The 19,179-nt window shown below is 67.2% G+C and carries 19 protein-coding genes; 12 read left to right on the top strand and 7 right to left on the bottom strand.

The window, feature by feature from the left end; genetic code table 11:
• The first annotated feature begins 106 nt into the window (after window positions 1-106).
• The 4 genes from hflK to ACZIYR_RS13400 all read left to right on the top strand — a co-directional run bounded on the left by hflK (window position 107) and on the right by ACZIYR_RS13400 (window position 4,950).
• Entirely contained in the window at window positions 107-1,333 is a 1,227-nt protein-coding gene (hflK, locus tag ACZIYR_RS13415; RefSeq protein ID WP_483527022.1) for an FtsH protease activity modulator HflK, read from the top strand.
• The gene (gene hflC / locus ACZIYR_RS13410) at window positions 1,334-2,218 is read left to right on the top strand and encodes a protease modulator HflC (protein WP_473034228.1); all 885 of its coding nucleotides are present in this window, start codon (window positions 1,334-1,336) and stop codon (window positions 2,216-2,218) included. It begins immediately after the preceding gene.
• 161 nt (window positions 2,219-2,379) lie between these two features.
• On the top strand, window positions 2,380-3,555 hold the full coding sequence (locus ACZIYR_RS13405) for an ATP phosphoribosyltransferase regulatory subunit (RefSeq protein ID WP_483527021.1): 1,176 nt from the start codon (window positions 2,380-2,382) through the stop codon (window positions 3,553-3,555).
• A gap of 99 nt (window positions 3,556-3,654) precedes the next feature.
• Window positions 3,655-4,950: an adenylosuccinate synthase gene (locus tag ACZIYR_RS13400; RefSeq protein ID WP_483527020.1), complete on the top strand. Its 1,296-nt coding sequence runs from the start codon at window positions 3,655-3,657 to the stop codon at window positions 4,948-4,950.
• An 87-nt stretch (window positions 4,951-5,037) separates the two neighbouring features.
• On the opposite strand, the gene cobO is transcribed toward ACZIYR_RS13400, so the two are convergent.
• Window positions 5,038-5,637 (bottom strand): cob(I)yrinic acid a,c-diamide adenosyltransferase, encoded by a 600-nt coding sequence (gene cobO, locus ACZIYR_RS13395; RefSeq protein ID WP_473034225.1) that lies wholly within the window; start codon window positions 5,635-5,637, stop codon window positions 5,038-5,040.
• 62 nt (window positions 5,638-5,699) lie between these two features.
• Complete coding sequence (locus tag ACZIYR_RS13390; RefSeq protein WP_483527019.1) at window positions 5,700-7,238, bottom strand: RimK family protein; 1,539 nt, start codon at window positions 7,236-7,238, stop codon at window positions 5,700-5,702.
• Window positions 7,239-7,404: 166 nt separating this feature from the next.
• On the opposite strand from ACZIYR_RS13390, the gene ACZIYR_RS13385 reads away from it, so the two are divergent.
• From ACZIYR_RS13385 to pepN, 5 genes are all read left to right on the top strand, one after another.
• Complete coding sequence (locus tag ACZIYR_RS13385) at window positions 7,405-7,872, top strand: GNAT family N-acetyltransferase (RefSeq protein ID WP_473034223.1); 468 nt, start codon at window positions 7,405-7,407, stop codon at window positions 7,870-7,872.
• Between the two features lie 68 nt (window positions 7,873-7,940).
• Entirely contained in the window at window positions 7,941-8,426 is a 486-nt protein-coding gene (locus tag ACZIYR_RS13380; RefSeq protein ID WP_473034222.1) for a YajQ family cyclic di-GMP-binding protein, read from the top strand.
• Between the two features lie 147 nt (window positions 8,427-8,573).
• Window positions 8,574-9,107, top strand: a complete 534-nt coding sequence (locus tag ACZIYR_RS13375; protein ID WP_483527018.1) for an Hsp20/alpha crystallin family protein — start codon at window positions 8,574-8,576, stop codon at window positions 9,105-9,107.
• Between the two features lie 142 nt (window positions 9,108-9,249).
• Window positions 9,250-9,657 (top strand): YbaN family protein, encoded by a 408-nt coding sequence (locus ACZIYR_RS13370; protein ID WP_473034220.1) that lies wholly within the window; start codon window positions 9,250-9,252, stop codon window positions 9,655-9,657.
• A 69-nt stretch (window positions 9,658-9,726) separates the two neighbouring features.
• Window positions 9,727-12,360: an aminopeptidase N gene (gene pepN, locus ACZIYR_RS13365; RefSeq protein ID WP_483527017.1), complete on the top strand. Its 2,634-nt coding sequence runs from the start codon at window positions 9,727-9,729 to the stop codon at window positions 12,358-12,360.
• 73 nt (window positions 12,361-12,433) lie between these two features.
• Here the strand turns inward: pepN and ACZIYR_RS13360 are convergent, their stop codons facing one another.
• From ACZIYR_RS13360 to ACZIYR_RS13345, 4 genes are read right to left on the bottom strand one after another with little or no spacing between them, the layout of a single operon-like run.
• A complete protein-coding gene (locus ACZIYR_RS13360; protein WP_473034218.1) occupies window positions 12,434-12,721 on the bottom strand; it encodes a hypothetical protein in 288 nt (95 codons plus the stop codon).
• 20 nt (window positions 12,722-12,741) lie between these two features.
• The gene (locus ACZIYR_RS13355) at window positions 12,742-13,128 is read right to left on the bottom strand and encodes a CBS domain-containing protein (protein ID WP_483527016.1); all 387 of its coding nucleotides are present in this window, start codon (window positions 13,126-13,128) and stop codon (window positions 12,742-12,744) included.
• A 23-nt stretch (window positions 13,129-13,151) separates the two neighbouring features.
• Entirely contained in the window at window positions 13,152-13,502 is a 351-nt protein-coding gene (locus ACZIYR_RS13350) for a P-II family nitrogen regulator (protein ID WP_473034216.1), read from the bottom strand.
• A 6-nt stretch (window positions 13,503-13,508) separates the two neighbouring features.
• Window positions 13,509-15,023 (bottom strand): DUF1538 domain-containing protein, encoded by a 1,515-nt coding sequence (locus tag ACZIYR_RS13345; protein WP_483527015.1) that lies wholly within the window; start codon window positions 15,021-15,023, stop codon window positions 13,509-13,511.
• Between the two features lie 182 nt (window positions 15,024-15,205).
• On the opposite strand from ACZIYR_RS13345, the gene ACZIYR_RS13340 reads away from it, so the two are divergent.
• From ACZIYR_RS13340 to ACZIYR_RS13330, 3 genes are all read left to right on the top strand, one after another.
• Window positions 15,206-15,802 (top strand): LemA family protein, encoded by a 597-nt coding sequence (locus ACZIYR_RS13340; protein ID WP_473034214.1) that lies wholly within the window; start codon window positions 15,206-15,208, stop codon window positions 15,800-15,802.
• Between the two features lie 11 nt (window positions 15,803-15,813).
• On the top strand, window positions 15,814-17,820 hold the full coding sequence (locus tag ACZIYR_RS13335) for a M48 family metallopeptidase (protein ID WP_483527014.1): 2,007 nt from the start codon (window positions 15,814-15,816) through the stop codon (window positions 17,818-17,820).
• 90 nt (window positions 17,821-17,910) lie between these two features.
• Window positions 17,911-18,633: a hypothetical protein gene (locus tag ACZIYR_RS13330; RefSeq protein WP_483527013.1), complete on the top strand. Its 723-nt coding sequence runs from the start codon at window positions 17,911-17,913 to the stop codon at window positions 18,631-18,633.
• Between the two features lie 130 nt (window positions 18,634-18,763).
• Here ACZIYR_RS13330 and ACZIYR_RS13325 read toward each other — a convergent pair whose 3' ends face one another.
• Window positions 18,764-18,970, bottom strand: coding sequence for a cold-shock protein (locus tag ACZIYR_RS13325; protein ID WP_163559488.1), 207 nt, complete (start codon window positions 18,968-18,970; stop codon window positions 18,764-18,766).
• Between the last annotated feature and the right edge of the window lie 209 nt (window positions 18,971-19,179).

The raw sequence follows: 19,179 nt of genomic DNA, 5'->3' as shown, positions 1-19,179 counted from the left end.
GATAACGAACACGGCCACGGCGCCGGCGGCGCCGACAGGATGGCAACCGACCTGCTTGCTACCGGGCTAACGGTGGCAGGGAGGCAACGCAGAGTGGAGACGACGTATGGCTTGGAATGAGCCTGGTGGTGGTGGCAACCAGCACGACCCCTGGAGCGGTGGCGGCCGACGCGGCGGTGGCGGCGGTGGCGGTAACCGCGGTGGCAATCAGGGGCCACCCGATCTAGACGAGGCCCTGAAGAAGTTTCAGGACAAGCTCAACAACATGCTGGGCGGTCGCGGCGGCAAGGGCGGCGGCGGCAAGGGCGGCAAGGGGGGCGGCGGCAAGCCGCGCAACACCTTCGCCCTGCCGGGCCTGCTGATCGTGATCGCCCTGGCGATCTGGGCGGCAACCGGCTTCTACCTGGTGGATCAGGCCGAACGCGGCGTGGTGCTGCGCTTTGGCAAGTTCCAGGAAGTGGTGACGCCGGGCCTGCACTGGAACCCGCCGCTGATCGACGACGTGCGAATGGTCAACGTCACGCGGGTTCGCTCGCTGACCCAGACCCAGTCGATGCTGACCCGCGACGAGAACATCGTCGAGGTCGAGATCTCGGCCCAGTACCAGGTCGCCGATCCCCGCGACTTTGTGCTCAACGTGCGCAACCCGCAGCTCTCCATCGAGAACGCGCTGGACTCCGCGCTGCGTCACGTGGTCGGCGGTACCGACATGATCGAGATCCTGACCTCGGGTCGTGAGATCCTCGGCAGCTCGGTGCGCAGCCGCCTGCAGACCTACCTGGACAGCTATGGCACCGGGATCAGCCTGCAGACCATCAACATCGAGTCTACCTCGGCGCCGGCGCCGGTCATCGACGCCTTCGACGACGTGATCCGGGCCCGCGAGGATCGCCAGCGGACCATCAACGAAGGCATGGCCTACGCCAACGCCATCATCCCGGCGGCCCAGGGTCAGGCCCAGCGCCTGGTCGAGCAGGGTCAGGGTTATCGTGAATCCGTGGTCGCCGAGGCGCGCGGTCAGGCCAACCGCTTCAATGCGCTGCTGGCCCAGTACCGCAATGCCCCGGAGATCATGCGTGAGCGTCTCTACCTGGATGCGATTGCCGAAGTCTTCGGCAAGACGCCGAAGGTGCTGATCGACGTCAGCGACGAGACCCCGCTCATGTACCTGCCGCTCGACCAGCGCCCCGGCGGCGTGCGTAGCGGCGAAGGCGATGGCGATCGCGCCCGCGGCGAGAGCGGCGAACTCGACCCGCGCGTCCTCGAGCGTTTGCGCACCACCACCTCGACGCAGGGCGGAAGCACCACGGGTATCCGCCGGGAGGGCCGCTAAATGATCAATAATCGTTCCCTGATTATCGTTGGCGGCCTGGCCGCCGCCGCCTGGCTGGCCAGCAACAGCCTCTACGTGGTTGACGAGACCGAGCGCGCCGTCAAGCTGCGCTTCGGTGAGGTCATCGAGGAGAACATTCAGCCGGGCCTGCACTTCAAGGTGCCGATCACCCAGACGGTGCGCAAGTTCGACACCCGGGTGCTGACCCTGGATACCGACACCAGCCGCTATCTGACCCTCGAGCAGAAGGCGGTGATCGTGGACTCCTACGTCAAGTGGCAGGTGGTCAACCCCACCCGCTACTACGAGGCGACCGCCGGCGACGAGATGATGGCGATCCGCCTGATCCAGCCGCGGGTCGACGAGAGCCTGCGTAACGAGTTCGGTCGCCTGGATCTGCAGCAGATCATCGCCGAGCGTCGCGACGACCTGATGATCCGCCCCACCGAGGAGCTCGATGCGCTGATGCGCGAGGAGCTCGGGGTGGCGATTCGCGACATCCGGGTCAAGCGGATCGACCTGCCGGAAGATGTCTCCGCGGCGGTCTTCGACCGCATGCGCTCCGAGCGTGAGCGGGAGGCACGCGAGTGGCGCGCCCAGGGTGAGGAAGAGGCCGAGCGGATTCGCGCCAACGCCGACCGTCGACGCCAGGTCTTGCTGGCCCAGGCCACCGAGCGTTCCGAGACGCTGCGCGGTGAGGGTGACGCCGAGGCGGCCGCCATCTTCGCCGAGGCCTACGGCCAGGACCAGGAGTTCTTCACCTTCTGGCGCAGCCTCAACGCCTATCGCGACAGCTTCGACGGCGAGCAGGACATGCTGGTGCTCGATCCCTCCAGCGACTTCTTCCGCTATCTGAAGAGCGCGATGCCCGGTGGGCTCGACTGAGCCCGGCATCGATGGCGTGGACGTCAACCCCGCCCGGTGGGCGGGGTTCAACCCGGCGCCAAACGTGGTAAACTCCTTCAACCGGGCGTGGCCCGGTTTTTTTGTGGGCATCGTTCGGTGTTCCGCCGCTGCGCCCTCTACCGTCTAGCAGGATTGACATCATGACCATTGCTGACCGCTGGCTGCTGCCCGACGGCATGGACGAAGTGCTGCCGCCCCAGGCGAGCCGCATGGAAGAGCTGCGCCGGGCGCTGCTCGATCTCTACCATCGCTGGGGTTACGACCAGGTGATGCCGCCGCCCGTGGAGTTCCTCGACTCCCTGCTCACCGGCACCGGCACCGACCTGGATCTGCAGACCTTCAAGCTCACCGACCAGCTCACCGGCCGTCTGATGGGGGTGAGCGCCGATGTCACCCCCCAGGTGGCGCGTATGGACGCCCACTCCATGCGTCACCAGGGGCCGGCGCGCCTCTGCTACTGTACCAATGTGCTGCGCGCCAAGGCCGACCAGCTGCAGGGCGGACGCAGCCCCGTGCAGGTGGGCGTCGAGCTGTTCGGCCATGCCGGCCTGGAGGCCGACCTGGAGATCCTGCGTCTGGCGCTGACCAGCCTCAAGGAGGCCGGCGCCGACGAGCTCCACCTGGCGCTGGGCCATATCGGCATCTACCGCAGCCTGGTGCAGGCGGCCGAGCTGGGACGCGACGAGGAGCGCGCTCTGTTCGAGGCGCTGGAGCTCAAGTCGCCGGTGGAGCTGGCGGCCCAGGTATCGGACAGCGTGAGCGACCCGGCGCTGGCCGAGATGTTCCAGGCCCTGGGTACCCTGCACGGCGGCCCCGAGGTGCTGGACGAGGCGCGCGAGGCCTTCGCCGGCGCCCCGGCGGCGGTAGGCGAAGCCCTGGCCCAGCTGCGTGCGCTCCATCAGGGCGTGGCCGCAGCCCACCCCGAGGTCGACCTCTATTTCGATCTGGCCGAGCTGCGCGGCTACCAGTATCACACCGGCATGATGTTCGCCGTCTTCGCCCCTGGCTACGGCCAGGCGCTGGCCAAGGGCGGGCGCTATGACGACACCGGCCGCGCCTTCGGTCGGGCACGCCCCGCCACCGGCTTCTCCATGGACCTCAAGCTGCTAGCATCGCTGATCCAGAGCGAGCCGCCCAGCGATGGGATCTGGGCACCGGCGGAGGGCGAGGGCATCGCCGAGGCCATCGCCGCGCTGCGCGAGCGCGGCGAGCGCGTCGTGCAGGCGCTGCCCGGCCAGACCACCGGCCCCGAGGCCCACCGCTGCAGCCGTCGCCTGACGCAGCGCGATGGCCTGTGGCAGACGGTGACACTGTAGACGAGCATGGCCGGCCCAGGCAGGCCGGTTGCGAACGCGGCCTGCGGGCCGGACATCAACGCGCAGCCGCGCGGCGCTGACACGAGAGACGAGAGACCAATGGGCAAGAACGTAGTCGTACTGGGCACCCAGTGGGGTGACGAGGGCAAGGGCAAGGTCGTCGACCTGCTGACCGAGTCGGCCTCGGCGGTGGTTCGCTTCCAGGGCGGGCACAACGCCGGCCACACCCTGGTCATCGACGGGGAGAAGACCGTCCTGCACCTGATTCCCTCCGGTATCCTGCGCCAGGACAAGACCTGCGTGATCGGCAACGGCGTGGTGCTCTCGCCGGAGGCGCTGATCAAGGAAATTCGCGAGCTCGAGGCCAAGGGCGTCCCGGTGCGCGAGCGCCTGCGCCTCTCCCCGGCGTGCCCGCTGATCCTGCCCTATCACGTGCGCCTCGACCAGGCCCGCGAGAAGGCTCGCGGCGTGGCCAAGATCGGTACCACCGGCCGCGGCATCGGCCCGGCCTACGAGGACAAGGTCGCCCGCCGCGGCCTGCGCCTGGGCGACATGCTGCACCGCGAGCGCTTCGCCTCCAAGCTCGGCGAGGTGCTCGACTACCACAACTTCGTGCTCACCCGGTACCATGGCGAGACCGCGGTGGACTTCCAGCAGGTGCTCGACGAGGCCCTGGAGATGGCCGAGGAGCTGCGCCCCATGGTCTGCGACACCGTCAGCCTGGTGCACGACTATCGCAAGGCCGGCGAGAACATCCTCTTCGAGGGCGCCCAGGGCTCGCTGCTGGACATCGACCACGGCACCTATCCCTTCGTGACCAGCTCCAACACCACCGCCGGGGGCACCGCCACCGGCTCCGGCGTGGGGCCGCTCTATCTCGACTACGTGCTGGGCATCACCAAGGCCTACACCACCCGGGTCGGCTCCGGGCCTTTTCCTACCGAGCTGTTCGATGATCATGGCCGGCACCTGGCCGAGCGCGGCCACGAGTTCGGCGCCACCACCGGCCGCCCGCGCCGCTGTGGCTGGTTCGATGCCGTGGCCCTGCGCCATGCGGTGCAGATCAACTCCGTCTCCGGCATCTGCTTGACCAAGCTCGACGTCCTCGACGGCCTGGAGACCATTCGCGTCTGCGTGGGCTATCGCAGCAAGGATGGCGAGGTGCTCGACACCCCGGTGGATTCCGAAGGGTATGAGGCCATCGAGCCGGTCTACGAGGACCTGGCCGGCTGGAGCGAGTCGACCCTGGGCGCCAAGCGGGTCGAGGACCTGCCGACCCAGGCCCGTGCCTATATCCGCTATCTGGAGGAGAAGGTGGGGACCTCCATCGACATCATCTCCACCGGCCCCGACCGCAACGAGACCATCGTGCTGCGCAACCCCTTCGCGGGCTGAGCGCGGCCGGCTCCGGCTGGCTCCAGCCGGACCCGAGCCGAGGGTCCGGAACAGAAGGCCCCGCGCAAGCGGGGCCTTCTATTCCCGTCAGTAGTCGATGCCGCGGCGCGCCTGCACCCCGGCGTTGAAGGCGTGGCGCACCTCCTGCATCTCGGTGACGGTGTCGGCCATGGCGGTGAGCTCGCGGTGTGCATTGCGCCCGGTGACGATCACGGTCTGCTCGCGTGGGCGGTTCGACAGCGCCCGCTTGACCGTGGCGATGTCAAGATAGCCGAACTTGAGCATGTAGGTGATCTCGTCGAGCACCACCAGGTAGACCTCGGGGTCGGCGAGCATCCGCTCCGCCTCGGCCCACACCGCCTGGCAGGCGGCGGTGTCGGCCTCGCGGTTCTGGGTCTCCCAGGTGAAGCCGGTGGCCATGATGGCGACTTCCAGCCGGGGATCCTCGGCCAGCCGCTCTCGCTCGCCGCACTCCCACATGCCCTTGATGAACTGCACTACCCCCACCCGGTAGCCGTAGCCGAGCGCCCGGGTCACGGTGCCCCAGGCGGCGGTGGTCTTGCCCTTGCCGTTGCCGGTGAACACCATCAGCAGGCCGCGCTGTTCGGTGGCCGCGGCGACCTTGTCGTCCACGTGGGCCTTGAGTTTTTGCATCGCCTGCTTGTGTCGGGTCTCGCGTTCGCTCATGGGGACTCCATCGTCGGGGGCAGGGGGAAAGCGTTCGAGCGTAGCCTACGTCACTGGCCGGTTCACGTCAGCTCGCAAGGGGCGGTCATGGGCGGCGCTTTCTCGATCTGTCGCCGCTGCGCCTCCATGCGGGCCAGGAACACGCCCATGATGCGCTCGTAGAGCGCGCGGCCCAGGACCGCATCTTCGATGCCGGCATCGACGTTGGGGTTGTCGTTGACCTCGATGACCACCGCCCGCGCCCCGGTCTGCTTGAGGTCCACGCCATAGAAGCCGTTGCCGATCAGGCGGGTGGCCTTGAGCGCCGCCTGGATCACCGCCGGCGGCGCCTCCGCGGGGTCGTGGGTGGTGAAACCGCCGCTCTTCACGCGGGCGCCGGAGTGGTCGTAGATCTGCCAGTGGCCGCGGGCCATGTAGTAGCGGCTGGCGAACAGGACCTGGCCATCAAGTATGCCGATGCGCCAGTCATAGTCGGTGGGCAGCCACTCCTGGAGGAGCAGCAGCGCGGAGGTGGCAAACAGCCGGCCGGCCTCGCGCTCCAGCTCGGCGAGGTCGGCGACCTTGACCACCCCGCGGGAGAAGGCGCCGTCGGGGATCTTGAGCACCAGCGGAAAGCCCAGGGCCCCGAGCCGTTCGCCCAGCTGCCCGAGATCCCCACGCTTGATCAGGACGCCGTCGGGCGCCGGGACACCGCGGGCGCGCAGCAGCGCATGCAGGTAGACCTTGTTGGTGCAGCGCAGGATGTCCCGGGGGGAGTCGATCACCACCAGCCCCTCGTACTCGGCGCGTCGCGCCATGCGATAGGTGTGGTGGTCCAGCGCCGTGGTCTCGCGAATGAACAGGCCGTCGAACTCGGCGAGCCGGCCGGCGTCGCGCTTGGTGATCAGCGAGACGTCGATGCCCAGGCGGCGTCCCGCACGGATGAAGGCCCGCAGCGCGCCGCGGTTGCTGGGAGGCAGTGTCTCCTTCGGGTCGATCAGGATGGCGAGATCGTAGCGGTAATGCTTGCGGGCCTTGGGGGTTCGCCAGACCCGTCGCGAGTGGTAATTGAGTGCCGCGGCGAAGCGGTCCTGCTCGGTCGGGAGAAGGTCGCGCAGGCGCAGCGGCCTGAGCCGAACCAGCCGCCAGCGGCCTTGGCGCAGGGCCAGTTTCGCCTCCAGCAGCGGACAGGGCAATCGCTCGAAGAGGCGGCGGGCGAGACGTGCCAGTCCCGGGTCATGGCACTCCCCGAACAGCACGCGCAGGGTCAGCGGCTCGCCGCTCAGGCTACCCCGGCGGGTTAGCTCGTCGAGCAGCGGGGCCAGGCTGTCGAGCTCCAGGTCGATCAGCGCCTTGCGGGAGAGGGCGTTGAGGGTTTCCACGGCGGGCAGCACGCGCTGACCGCGAGCCTCGGCGAGCAGCGACACATAGTAGCCGCTGCCCAGGTAGTCCAGGTCGCTGCACAGGTTGATGATGCGGGTGGCATGATGCTGGCTGCTGTCTCCGGGGGCGCGATGCCTCCGGTCGAGGGACAGGAAGTCGTCGACGCTGACCAGGTCCTCGGTAGGGTAGTAGGGAGACCAGTCGTCGAGACGGTCGACGACGATGCGCAATGCACACATGGGGCGTTACCTGCCGAGATGAGGGGGCATGACCGAACGCTCAGCATGCCCTTGAGACGTTCACCGGACAAGCCGCAAGAAGCGTGAAAATATTTCACTCAGCGATGCGCTGACAGGCGGCATCCAGGTGGTCACAATCCGCTTCGGACTCCCGGGAAGGCACGACATGACCATCACGCTGCGCCAGGCGCTGGCCAAGGATCTGGACGCCCTCGTGCGCCTCGAACAGCTCGCCTTCGAGGGCGATCGCTTCAGCCGCCGCCAGCTGTGGCACCTGCTCAATCGCGCCAACGCCCTGACCCTGCTGGCCGAAGATGAGGCGGGGCGGGTGTTGGCCTACGGCGTACTGCTGTTTCGACGCAGCAGCCGGCGGGTTCGCCTCTACTCCTTCTGCGTGCATCCCGAGGCCCGCGGGCTGGGGCTGGGGCGCCAGCTGCTGCAGGTGCTGGAAGCCCATGCCCGGCGGCGAGGCGGCGAGCGGCTGGGACTGGAGGTGCGGGTCGATAACCGCGTGGCCCTGAAGCTCTATCGGCGCATGGGCTTTCGCCTGGTGCGCTGGCTGGCGGACTACTATGCCGATGGCTGCGCCGGCTGGGAGATGGAAAAAGCGCTGGAGCCGGCGTGCGGCGGGTGAATGGCCCCCGGGGCTGCTAGAATGCGTCCTTTCCATTCACTTTCTTTATCGACCAGCGGAACTTGACCATGCCTTCCTTCGATATCGTCTCCGAGTTCGACAAGCACGAAGCCAGCAACGCCGTGGACCAGGCCAATCGCGAGATCCAGGGACGCTTCGACTTCAAGGGCGTCACGGCAAGCCTGGAACTCAGCGGTGAGACCGTGCAGCTCGAGGCCGAAGTCGACTTCCAGCTCAAGCAGATGCTCGATGTGCTGCGCAACAAGCTGATCGGACGCGGCATCGACCCGCGCTGCATGGAAGTGCAGGAGCCGGTGCTGTCCGGCGTGCGGGCCCGCCAGGAGGTGACCCTCAAGCAGGGGCTGGAGCAGAAGGAGGCCAAGGATATCGTCAAGCGGATCAAGGAGACCAAGCTCAAGGTCCAGGCTCAGATTCAGGGCGACAAGGTCCGCGTCACCGGCAAGAAGCGCGACGACCTGCAGCAGATCATGGCGCTGCTCCGGGGAGAGAACGGCCCCGATCTGGCCCTGCAGTTCGACAATTTCCGCGACTGAACGGCGGCGCTGATCCAGGTCAATGACGGGGTGTGGCAGCATTGAAAAATGCTGAGGCGCCACCAATTCTGTAGATGCCAAGGGCGAAGCCCGAGGTTCCACTGTTGTATTGCGTCACGCATCGACTGAGTGAACAGGAGGTGGCGTATGAATCTGCAGAAATTCTCACCCTGGAACTGGTTCAAGAGTGAAGGAGTCGACGCCCCCGCGGCGCCGACCCCGACCGAGCCCCGTCGCGGCGAGCTCTCGCCGCTGCTGGGCATGCATCAGGAGCTGGATCGCTGGATGGACGGCGTCATGCGCCAGTTCGGCATGCCCGCCCTGGAGAGCCGCTTCGGCGACATGCCGACCATGCTGCGCCCGCAGCTGGATATCGCCGAGCGCGACGACGAGTACCTGATCAGCGTCGAGGTCCCGGGCGTGGAGGAGAAGGACATCAGCCTGACCCTGGACGAGCACCGCCTGGTGATCGAAGGTGAAAAGCGCCAGGAGAGCGCCAGCGGGGATGACCGCTACCAGCGTGTCGAACGCGCCTACGGCAGCTTCCGGCGCGTCCTCGATCTGCCCGCCGATGCCCAGGCGGAGGAGATCAAGGCGTCCTTCACCAACGGCGTCCTGCAGGTCAGCGTACCGCGCAGCGCAGAGCGCAAGGCGGCGCGCCGCGAGATCCCCATCAAGTAGACAGCTCCGACGCGACGAACCCGCCAGCCGGCGGGTTCGTCGCATCGGGGGATGAAACGCCATTATAGCCACAGCCGATTGGCCAGACGGCGGGCCATGGGTTTCAATGAATGAAGACGCCCCCAGCTTCCGGAGGAAGTGCATGCCGTCGCTTCGCCGCGCCGCCTATATCGTCCTGGCATGGTTCAGCTTTTCGCTGGGCGTCATTGGCGTCTTCGTACCGCTGATGCCCACCACCTGCTTCATGCTGCTGGCGGTCTGGGCCGCCTCACGGGGCTCGCCCCGCTTCGCGCTGTGGATTCGCGAGCATCCGCGGTTCGGTCCCGCCGTGGTGGCCTGGGAGGGCGAGCGGGCGATTCCGCGCCGTGCCAAGTGGGTGGCCTTGCTGATGCTGGCATTTTCCGTCGCGGTACTGGCCCTGACCCTCAGCCTAGGCTGGCTCAAGCTCGCGCTGATCCTCGGCCTGGCGCTGCTGGGGCTGTGGATCGTTACGCGCCCCGAGCCGCGGCTGGTGGATGAGGTGCCGGCCAGCCGCCTGCTGCGCCACTGAGTTCCCTTTGAGGTTCCCGGGGCGGCGGCCGTACAATGTGCGTCGATTCCTGACAGGAGCCTGATTGCGATGTCCGACCCCAAGCCGACCTACCTGCGTGACTATCGGCCCCCGGCCTACCGCGCGACGCACACCGAGCTGACCTTTGATCTCGACCCGACCGCGACGCGGGTCAAGGCGCGCCTGCACCTGGAGCGTCACCCGGAGCGCGAATCGGGCCTGCCGCTCACGCTGGACGGCGAGCGGCTTGCGCTCAAGGCCATCGCCATCGACGGCCAGCCGCTGGAGGACCACGAGTATGCGGTGACCGAGCATGGGCTGACCGTGCATCGCGTGCCGGAACGCTTCTTGCTCGACACCGAGGTGGAGATCGCCCCCGAGGCGAATACTGCCCTGGAGGGGCTCTACCAGTCGAACGGCATGTACTGCACGCAGTGCGAGGCCGAGGGCTTCCGGCGCATCACCTTCTATCCGGACCGCCCCGACGTGATGGCGACCTTCTCCACCACCGTGATCGGCGACGCCCGGCGCGAGCCGGTGCTCCTCTCCAACGGTAATCCGGTGGAGCGGGGCGAGCTGCCGAACGGTCGTCATTTCGTCACCTGGGAAGACCCGCACCCCAAGCCCTGCTACCTCTTTGCCCTGGTGGCCGGCGACCTTCAGAAGGTGGAGGACCGCTTCACCACCATGAGCGGGCGCGAGGTGACCCTGCAGATCTGGGTGGAAGCGGAGAACCTCGGCAAGACCGACCATGCCATGGCCTCGCTCAAGCGCGCCATGGCCTGGGATGAGCAGACCTACGGACGCGAGTACGATCTCGATCTGTTCATGATCGTGGCGGTCAACGACTTCAACATGGGCGCCATGGAGAACAAGGGGCTCAACATCTTCAATTCGGCGGCGGTGCTGACCCACCCCCACACGGCCACCGATGCCGCCTTCCAGCGAGTCGAGGGCATTGTCGCCCACGAGTACTTCCACAACTGGTCGGGCAACCGGGTCACCTGCCGCGACTGGTTTCAGCTCTCCCTCAAGGAGGGCTTCACGGTCTTTCGCGATCAGTGCTTCTCCGCCGACACCAACTCGGCGCCGGTCAAGCGCATCGAGGACGTCTCCTTCTTCCGCACCGCCCAGTTCGCCGAGGATGCCGGCCCCACCGCCCATCCGATTCGCCCGGACCACTATATCGAGATCACCAACTTCTACACCCTGACCATCTACGAGAAGGGCGCCGAGGTGGTGCGCATGCTACGCAATCTGGTGGGCTGGGAGGCCTTCCGGCGCGGCAGCGATCTCTACTTCGAGCGCTTCGACGGTCAGGCGGTGACCATCGAGGATTTCGTTACCTGCATGGAGGAGGCGTCTGGCCAGGACCTTGACCAGTTCATGCGCTGGTACTCCCAGGCCGGCACGCCGGAGATCGACGCCCATGGCGAATACGACTATGCCAACGCCGAGTATCGCCTGATCCTGCGTCAGCGCACCCCGGCCACCCCGGGCCAGCCCGACAAGCTGGCGCTGCATATCCCCATCCGGCTGGGGCTGGTGGGTACCAAGAGCGGCCGTGACCTGCCGCTGACCCTGGACGGCGAGGCGCTGGGCAGCGACGCGGTGATCCACCTGCGCGAGGATGAGCAGGAGTTCGTTTTCACCGACGTCAGCGAGGCGCCGGTGCCGTCGCTTGCTCGCGGCTTCTCGGCGCCGGTCAAGCTGCGTTTTCCCTACGGCCGCGAGGATCTGGCCTTCCTGCTGGCCAACGACAGCGACGGCTTCAACCGCTGGGATGCCGGTCAGCGCCTGGCGATGCTGGCGCTGGACGATCTGATCGCCGCCCACCGCAACGGCGTCGAGAAGGTCATGGACAGCCGGGTGGTGGAGGCCTTCCGCAGCCTGCTCAAGGCCGAGACCGATGACAAGGCGGTGCTCGCCGAGATGCTGAGCCTGCCCTCGGAGGCCTATATCGCCGAGCAGCAGCCGCTGGTGGACGTGGACGCCATCCATGCCGCCCGCACCTTCGTCAAGCAGTCCTTGGCGGCTGCCCTGCGCGACGACTTCCTGGCCGTCTACCAGGCCAACCAGTCCGAGGCTCCCTATGCGCCCGAGCCAGAGCAGATCGCCGCGCGCAGCCTCAAGAACGTAGCGCTCTCCTATCTCATGGCCATCGAGGACGAGGAGGGCATCGAGCTGGCGCGCCGCCAGTACGCGGCGGATCACAACATGACCGACGTCCGCCACGCGCTGACGCTGCTGGTGCACAGCTCCCGGGACGACCTGGCCGAGCCGGCGCTGCGCCGTTTCGGCGAGAAGTGGGCCCAGGATCCGCTGGTGATGGATCAGTGGTTCGCCATTCAGGTGACTCGGCCGCAGTCCGATGCGCTCGACCGGGTCAAGTTCCTGATGGAGCACCCGGCCTTCTCGCTCAAGAACCCCAACAAGGTGCGCGCGCTGATCGGCACCTTCGCCGGTCAGAACCGGGTCAACTTTCATCGCCTCGACGGCGAAGGGTATCGGCTGCTGGCCGACGTGGTGATCGAGCTCAACCGCCTCAATCCGGAGATCGCCGCGCGGATCATCACTCCCCTGACCCGCTGGCAGCGCTTCGACGAGGCGCGCCAGGCGCTCATGAAGGAGGAGCTGGAGCGCATCCGGGCCGAGGAGCTCTCGCCGAACGTGTATGAAGTCGTCGAGAAGGCTCTCGCCTGAGGAAAGGGTAATGTCCTGCTAGCGAGAAAAAAGCGCCGCCCCCAGGGGCGGCGCTTTCACGAGCGGGCTTGATTCAATAGATCAGCCAGCTCAGCACCACCACGCCGAGAAACGCCCAGAGCAGCCCGCCGATCAGGCGCCGGCGCAGCAGGGCGCGCAGGGCGAGATAGAGCAGCCATAGCCCCAGCAGCAGCACCAGCAGGCTGACCAGCGACGGTGCGATGCCCAGCGAAGCGGCGAGGCCGTCCAGGAAGCCCTGGGCGGCCTCGCCGAGGTTACGGAAGAACTGGATCAGCAGGTCGACGACGAAGCGGATGATCTCGCCGAGGGTGGTGCCAAGCCAGGTAAAGAACTCCTGCATGCCGGAACCTCAGTCGGGATTCACTCGATCATGTCGAGCACGGTGCCGACGATATCGTCCATGGTGACCAGCCCCAGCAGCTCGTTGTCATGCAGCACCAGGACCCGCTTGACTACGCTGTCGGTCATCAGGCGCGCCACGTACCGCACGTCCAGCGACTCGCCGACGCCGATGGCCGGCTTGGCGCAGACGTCGTAGACATTGATCAGGTCGATGTCGCCCGCTTCGGCAACGATGGTCTTGAGGATGTTGGTGTAAGTGATCAGCCCCCAGGCGTCGTGGGGGTCCTGGCGCTCCACCACCAGATTCTTCAGGTCGTGCTTCTTCATCAGCCCGAGCGCTTCGCGCAGGGTAGCGAAGGGGGAGACGGTGACCACGTCCCGCGTCATGATGTCCTTGACCAGCATATCTCTACTCCGTCATTCAGGGGTCAGACGTCGTGCCTGAGGCGCTCCTCGAAGCGCTTGACCTGGGCCATGTCGATGCCGCCGAGGTGCTCCACGGGAAGCGTCATCACCAGCCCCTTGGAGTCGTCCCCGGTGGGGTTGAGAATCTGGCGAATCGCCTTGAGCACCTTGAGCGAGAGCCCCTTCTCCAGGGTCATCAGCAGCACGCTCTGGCTGCCCTCATAGGTCAGGCCGAAGAAGGTTTTCTTGCGCTCGCCGCCGATGCCGCGTCCGCTCATCAGGGTCATGCCGACAGCGCCGGCCTCGGTCGCGGCATCGATGCACTCCTGCTCCATGTCTTCCGGCACGATGGCCACCAGCAGGGAGAACTTCATGGGCGGTTACCTCGCAGTTTGGCTCGTGTCACTGGCCCGACGCCGTCGATCCAACAGGTCGACCAGAATGGCATAGCTCATCACGGTCACGATAGGAAAGATCGAGGCGAAGGCGATTAGGCCGAAGCCGTCGATCAGTACGTTGCGGCCCTCTATGTGGCTGGCCAGGCCGATACCCAGCGCCGTGACCAGCGGCACCGTTACCTCTGAGGTGGTCACCCCGCCCAGGTCGAAGGCCAGTGCCACGATATAGCGGGGGGCCAGCGCGGTGAGCAGAATGACCAGCAGGTAGCCGCCGATGATGTAATGGTGGATGGAGTCGCCGCTGATGATGCGATGCACGCCGATGGTGATGCCGATGGCCACGCCCACCGCCACCAGGATACGTATCACGCTGCCCCGGATCTTGCCCGCTGCGGCCTCTTCGGCCTGCTGGCCCACGGCGATCAGCGCCGGCTCCGCCATGGTGGTGGCAAAGCCGATGCAGAAGGCGAAGAGGTAGACCCATAGCCAGGTGTCGAAGCCGATCAGCTGCTCGGCCATGCGCTCGCCGATGGGGAAGAGGCCCAGCTTGAGGCCCACCACGAAGGCATAGAGGCCGATGATCACCAGGGCGAAACCGGTGGTCACCTTGAGGGGGTTGGAAAGCTTGCGCTTGAGCACCGCGTATTGGAAGAACAGGATGACCAGGATGATCGGCAGCACGTCGCGCAGCATGGAGAACAGGTCGAGCAGCATCACCAGCGGCCCGGAGGGCGTGTCGATGTCGTCCTGGGCGGCGAGCAGCGCCGCATCGGCCGGCACGCTGCCGGGATCGGCGTAGACCAGGATCCCGTAGAGCTGCACGCTGATCATCGGCACCATCACCGCCAGCGCGACCAGCCCGAAGCCGTCGATCAAGGGGTTGCGGCCGCGGATCGAAGAGGCCAGGCCGATGCCCAGCGCCGCGATCAGTGGCACGGTAACGATGTTGGTGGTCACCCCGCCGGAGTCATAGGCGAGGCCGACGATCTCCTCCGGGGCGAAAAAGGTGACCAGCACCACCAGCACATAGCCGCCGATCATGTACCAATGGATGGGGTGGCCAAGGATCACGCGGAACACCCCGAGGGCCATCACCAGCCCTACCGAGGCGGCGACGATCAGACGCAGGGTGAGCGCATCGATGCGTCCATCGCTGATCTGGGCGGCCTGTTCGGCCACGGCGATCAGTGCCGGCTCGGCGACCACCGCCGAGAAGCCGATGGCGAAGCCGAAGATCATCAGCAGCGGCATGGAGCCGCGGCGAGCGAACTGGTTGGAGAGGCTCTTGCCCACCGGAAAGATGCTCAGCTCCAGGCCGCGCAGAAACAGCGCCACGCCTAGCGCCACGATCAGCAGGCCCACGGCGATGCCAAGCCCCCCTTCCGGCCACTCCCGCAGCAGCAGGGCCTGGAAGGCCACCACGACGGCGATGATCGGAAAGAGGTTGCGCAGCGCATGGACCAGCGCGTGGAGAAAATCCTTGAGTTGCTCTGTCAAGACCGACTCCCTGGAAGCGGTTCCCTTGGTGCGCTCACCTGCCTGTCGTCTAGCCTGGGGAGTGTGACCCGAGCATGACGTGGCAACTGGCTCACTATACCATCGGAGAGTGCCATGGCGCGCGTCTCCAAGGCGCATGGCGTTGATCGATATCAAGGGCGAAAGGATACAAGGAGAAACCGATGAGCGTGTCGTTGATCGTGCTGCTGGTGGTGCTAGGGGTGCTGGTGATCTACAGCGTCAGCATCTATAACCGCCTGGTGGCGCTGAGGAATCGCTATCAGAACGCCTTCGCCCAGATCGAGGTCCAGCTCAAGCGGCGCTACGACCTGATCCCCAACCTGGTGGAGACCGCCAAGGCCTACATGGCCCATGAGCGCGAGACCCTGCAGGCGGTCACCGAGGCGCGCAATGCCGCCCTCTCCGGGCTGGAAAGCGCCGCCGCCCGCCCCGGGGAGCCGGGGGCCATGGCCGAGCTGGCCGGGGCGGAAGGGGCGCTTGGGGCGGCGCTTGGGCGCCTCAACGTGGTCATGGAGGCCTACCCGGACCTCAAGGCCTCGGCGAACATGCGTCAGCTCTCCGAAACCCTGACCAGCACCGAGAACCGCGTGGCCTTCGCCCGCCAGGCCTTCAACGATGCGGTGATGCAGTACAACACTTACAAACAGAGCTTCCCCCCGGTGGTGCTGGCGGGGCCGATGGGACACCGCGAGGATGCGGCGCTCCTGGAGTTCGAGGATAGCGCCGCCATCCAGGCGGCGCCCAAGGTCAGCTTCTGACGGGGCACCATATGGATTTTTTCGGTGCCCAGGACCGGGCGCGACGCCAGACTGGCTGGCTGATTGGACTGCTGCTGCTAGCGGTGCTGGGCTTGATCGCCGCGGCAACCCTGGTGGTGGCGCTGGCGGTGGTGCTGATGGATGGCGGGCAGAGGGAAGCCGATGCCCTCTCCCGGGCCCTCGACCCGCGACTGCTGGGCACGGTGGCGCTGGGCGTGCTGGCGGTGGTGGGGCTCGGCAGCCTGATGCGACACCTGCAGCTGCGTCGCGGCGGCTCGGCGGTGGCCGAGGCCCTGGGCGGACGGCTGCTCAACGTTAACACCCGCAACGCCGATGAGCGCCGCCTGCTCAACGTGGTGGAGGAGATGGCCATCGCCTCGGGCGTGCCGGTGCCCTCGGTCTATGTGCTGGAGGAGCCGGCGATCAACGCCTTCGCCGCCGGTCACGCCCCCCAGGACGCGGCGATCGGGGTCACCCGCGGCGCCATCCAGGCCCTGGATCGCGATGAGCTGCAGGGCGTGGTCGCCCATGAGTTCAGCCATATCCTGCACGGCGATATGCGCCTCAACCTGCGCCTGGTGGCGCTGCTCCACGGCATTCTGCTGATCGGCCTGGCCGGTCGGATGCTGCTACGCGGCATGATGGGCGGTCGCCGACGGGTGCGCGGTGCGCGGCGCGGCGGGGGGCATGTGGCGATCCTCGGCGTGGGGGTGGCGCTGCTGGTGGTGGGCTATGCCGGCACGCTGAGCGGCAATCTGATCAAGGCGGCGGTCAGCCGGCAGCGGGAGTATCTCGCCGATGCCAGCGCGGTGCAGTACACCCGCAACCCGGCGGGCATCGCCGGCGCCCTCAAGCGGCTGGCCGCCCATGCTCGGGGCTCCGAGCTGCGCGCCCCCCAGGCCGCCGAGTTCAGCCATCTCTATTTTGGCCGCGGGGTGGCGGGGCTTGGCGGTCTCACCGCCACCCATCCTCCGCTCGAGGCGCGCATTCGGCGACTGGAGCCCGGCTGGGACGGCAGCCTGCCGGCGCCGAGGCGCCCCGAAGCGCCGGAGGTCGTCGCGGACGGTGCGGCAGCCGATGCTGCGGCAGCCGACGGCGCGGCGCCGGGCAGGGGGGCGCCCGAGGCCGCCGGCCTGGCGGCGGGGCGCTCGCCCGGTGGTGCAGCACCAAGCGGGTCGGGCATCGAGTCCCTTGGCAAGCGGGTCGGACAGCCGGGGCCGGAGGACCTCGTGCGCGCCCGCCAGGCCCTGGCCGGCCTCGACCCGCTCCTGCTCGAGGCCGCCCATGATCCCTACGCCGCCCGAGCGCTGGTCTACGGCATGCTGATGGGCGTGGCGCCGGAGAGCCGTGAGCGCCAGCGCCGGGCGCTGGTCGACCAGGCGCTGCCGGAGGTGCTCGAGGAGCTCGACCGCCTGGCCGAACCCCTGGCCGGCCTGAGTCCGGGGCAGCGGCTGCCGCTGATCGAGCTGGTGCTGCCGGTGCTGGGCCAGCTCTCCACCGCCCAGTACGCCCGCTTTCGCCACTGTCTCGACCGCTTGCTGGCCGAGGAGACGGCTCCCGGCGCCCTGCAGTGGGCGCTGCATCGGCTGGTGCGGGTCGGTATCGAAGGGGAGGCCGGTCCCGGTCGCCATCGCCGTCGGCTGGAGCAGCTCGCCGGTCCCGCGGGGCTGCTGATGTCGAGCCTGGCCCGGGCCGGTGAGGGGGATGAGACGCAGGCTCGCGCGGCCTTCACCGCAGCCGCCGACGCCCTGCCGCTCACCTACGTCGCTTCCCGCGCCAGCGCTGCGGAGCTCGACTGGGCGATGGGCCAGCTCCGGGCGCTGCTCGATGATGACCGGGTTCGCCTGCTCACCGTCATGGCCCGCTGCGTCTCCCATGATGGCCGGATCGCGGCGGCCGAGGCCGAGCTGCTGCGTGCGGTGGCCTGGTCGCTGGGCTGCCCGCTGCCGGTTACCGCCATCGATGACGCGGCGACGGATCATTTTTCCGCGGCAGTGTCCAAGGATCAGGAACCTTGAAAAACCCGGGGAGACTTGCAGGTGCATCAAGGCTTTGCTGCAATGTAACTCCTTTGATGGCCGACACGTGACAGTGCAGGAGATACCTGAATGGCGAAGAGAGCCTGGATACCGGCAGCGGTGGCGCTGACCCTCGCGCTGGGACTGGCGGGCTGTGGAGATGCCGAAGAGGACACAGCTGACGCCGAAGAGACCGAGGCGCCCGCCGTCGCGGCAGAGCAGGACGAGGCACTGGAGGCTGAAGCGCCGCCCGAAGAGGAGGCCCTGCCCGCGGCCGATGAGCCCCTTCCCGGCGAGGAAGAGGCCCTCGTCGATGATCCGGAAGCCCTGGGCGAAGATGACCTGACGCCCGAGGAGGAGGTCGCGGCGGATACCGAGACCCTGGGCGAGTCCCCGGCGGACACCCTGGATGAGGGCGCGGCCCTGCCCGGCGAGACCACCCCCGATGAAATCGACGCCATCATCGAAGAGCAGGAGCGCCGCTTCGAGGAGGCGCAGCGCCGTATCGAAGAGCAGTTCGAAGCGGTGGAGAGCGATGATCCGGTGTTCGAGCCCATGGGCGATACCATGGATTTCGACACCCGTCTCGAGCCGATCGAGGGCGACCCGGTCGAGTCGGAGCAGGAGATGACTGGCACCCTGGGTGACGAGGCTGCCCTGCCTGGTGAAACCACCGGCACGGACATCGACGCCCTGCTGGAAGAGACCGAGCGGCGCTTCGAGGAGGCTCAGCGGCGCCTCGACGAGCAGTTCGAGGAGGCCGAGCAGCGCGACCCGCTGGAATACGACGAGTTCGGCGACGTCGACGAGTAGCGGACCGACCCGACGCTGCCGTTAGGAGCGCCAGCCAAGAAAAAGGCCCACCGCAAGGTGGGCCTTTCGTCTGGGGCGGCTGGCCTTGTGTGACAAGGCGGCAGCGTCATCCGCTGGTCGAGCCTTGGGCTCAGTTGGTGACCCGGATGTTGGAGGCCTGAAGGCCCTTCTTGCCCTGGGTGACGTCGAAGGAGACCTTCTGTCCGTCCTGCAGGCTCTTGAAGCCTTCTGCCTGAATCTCGGAGAAGTGGGCGAACAGGTCGTCACCGCCGTCGTCCGGTGAGATGAAGCCATAGCCCTTGGTGTCGTTGAACCACTTGACAGTGCCAGTTGCCATTGTCGATTTCCTTGCATACTGATGGATCGTGCTGGGCACTCGGCGGTGCCGAAGGCCCGAAGTGCGTGGGCAAACAGGAAAAGTGCGCTTCGGGTGTTTCGAGAAATCGAAATACAACTGACGACTTTCACCTTGCTGTCCTACGCAGCGGATCATGCATCGGGAGCCGGAGTAGCGTCAACCAGACGGCTCGTCGCCGGCGCCGATAC

Source organism: Billgrantia sp. NRB1 (assembly GCF_056921725.1).
The sequence above is the reverse complement of the archived record's forward strand: the minus strand, read 5'-3'. Positions and strand labels throughout refer to the sequence as shown.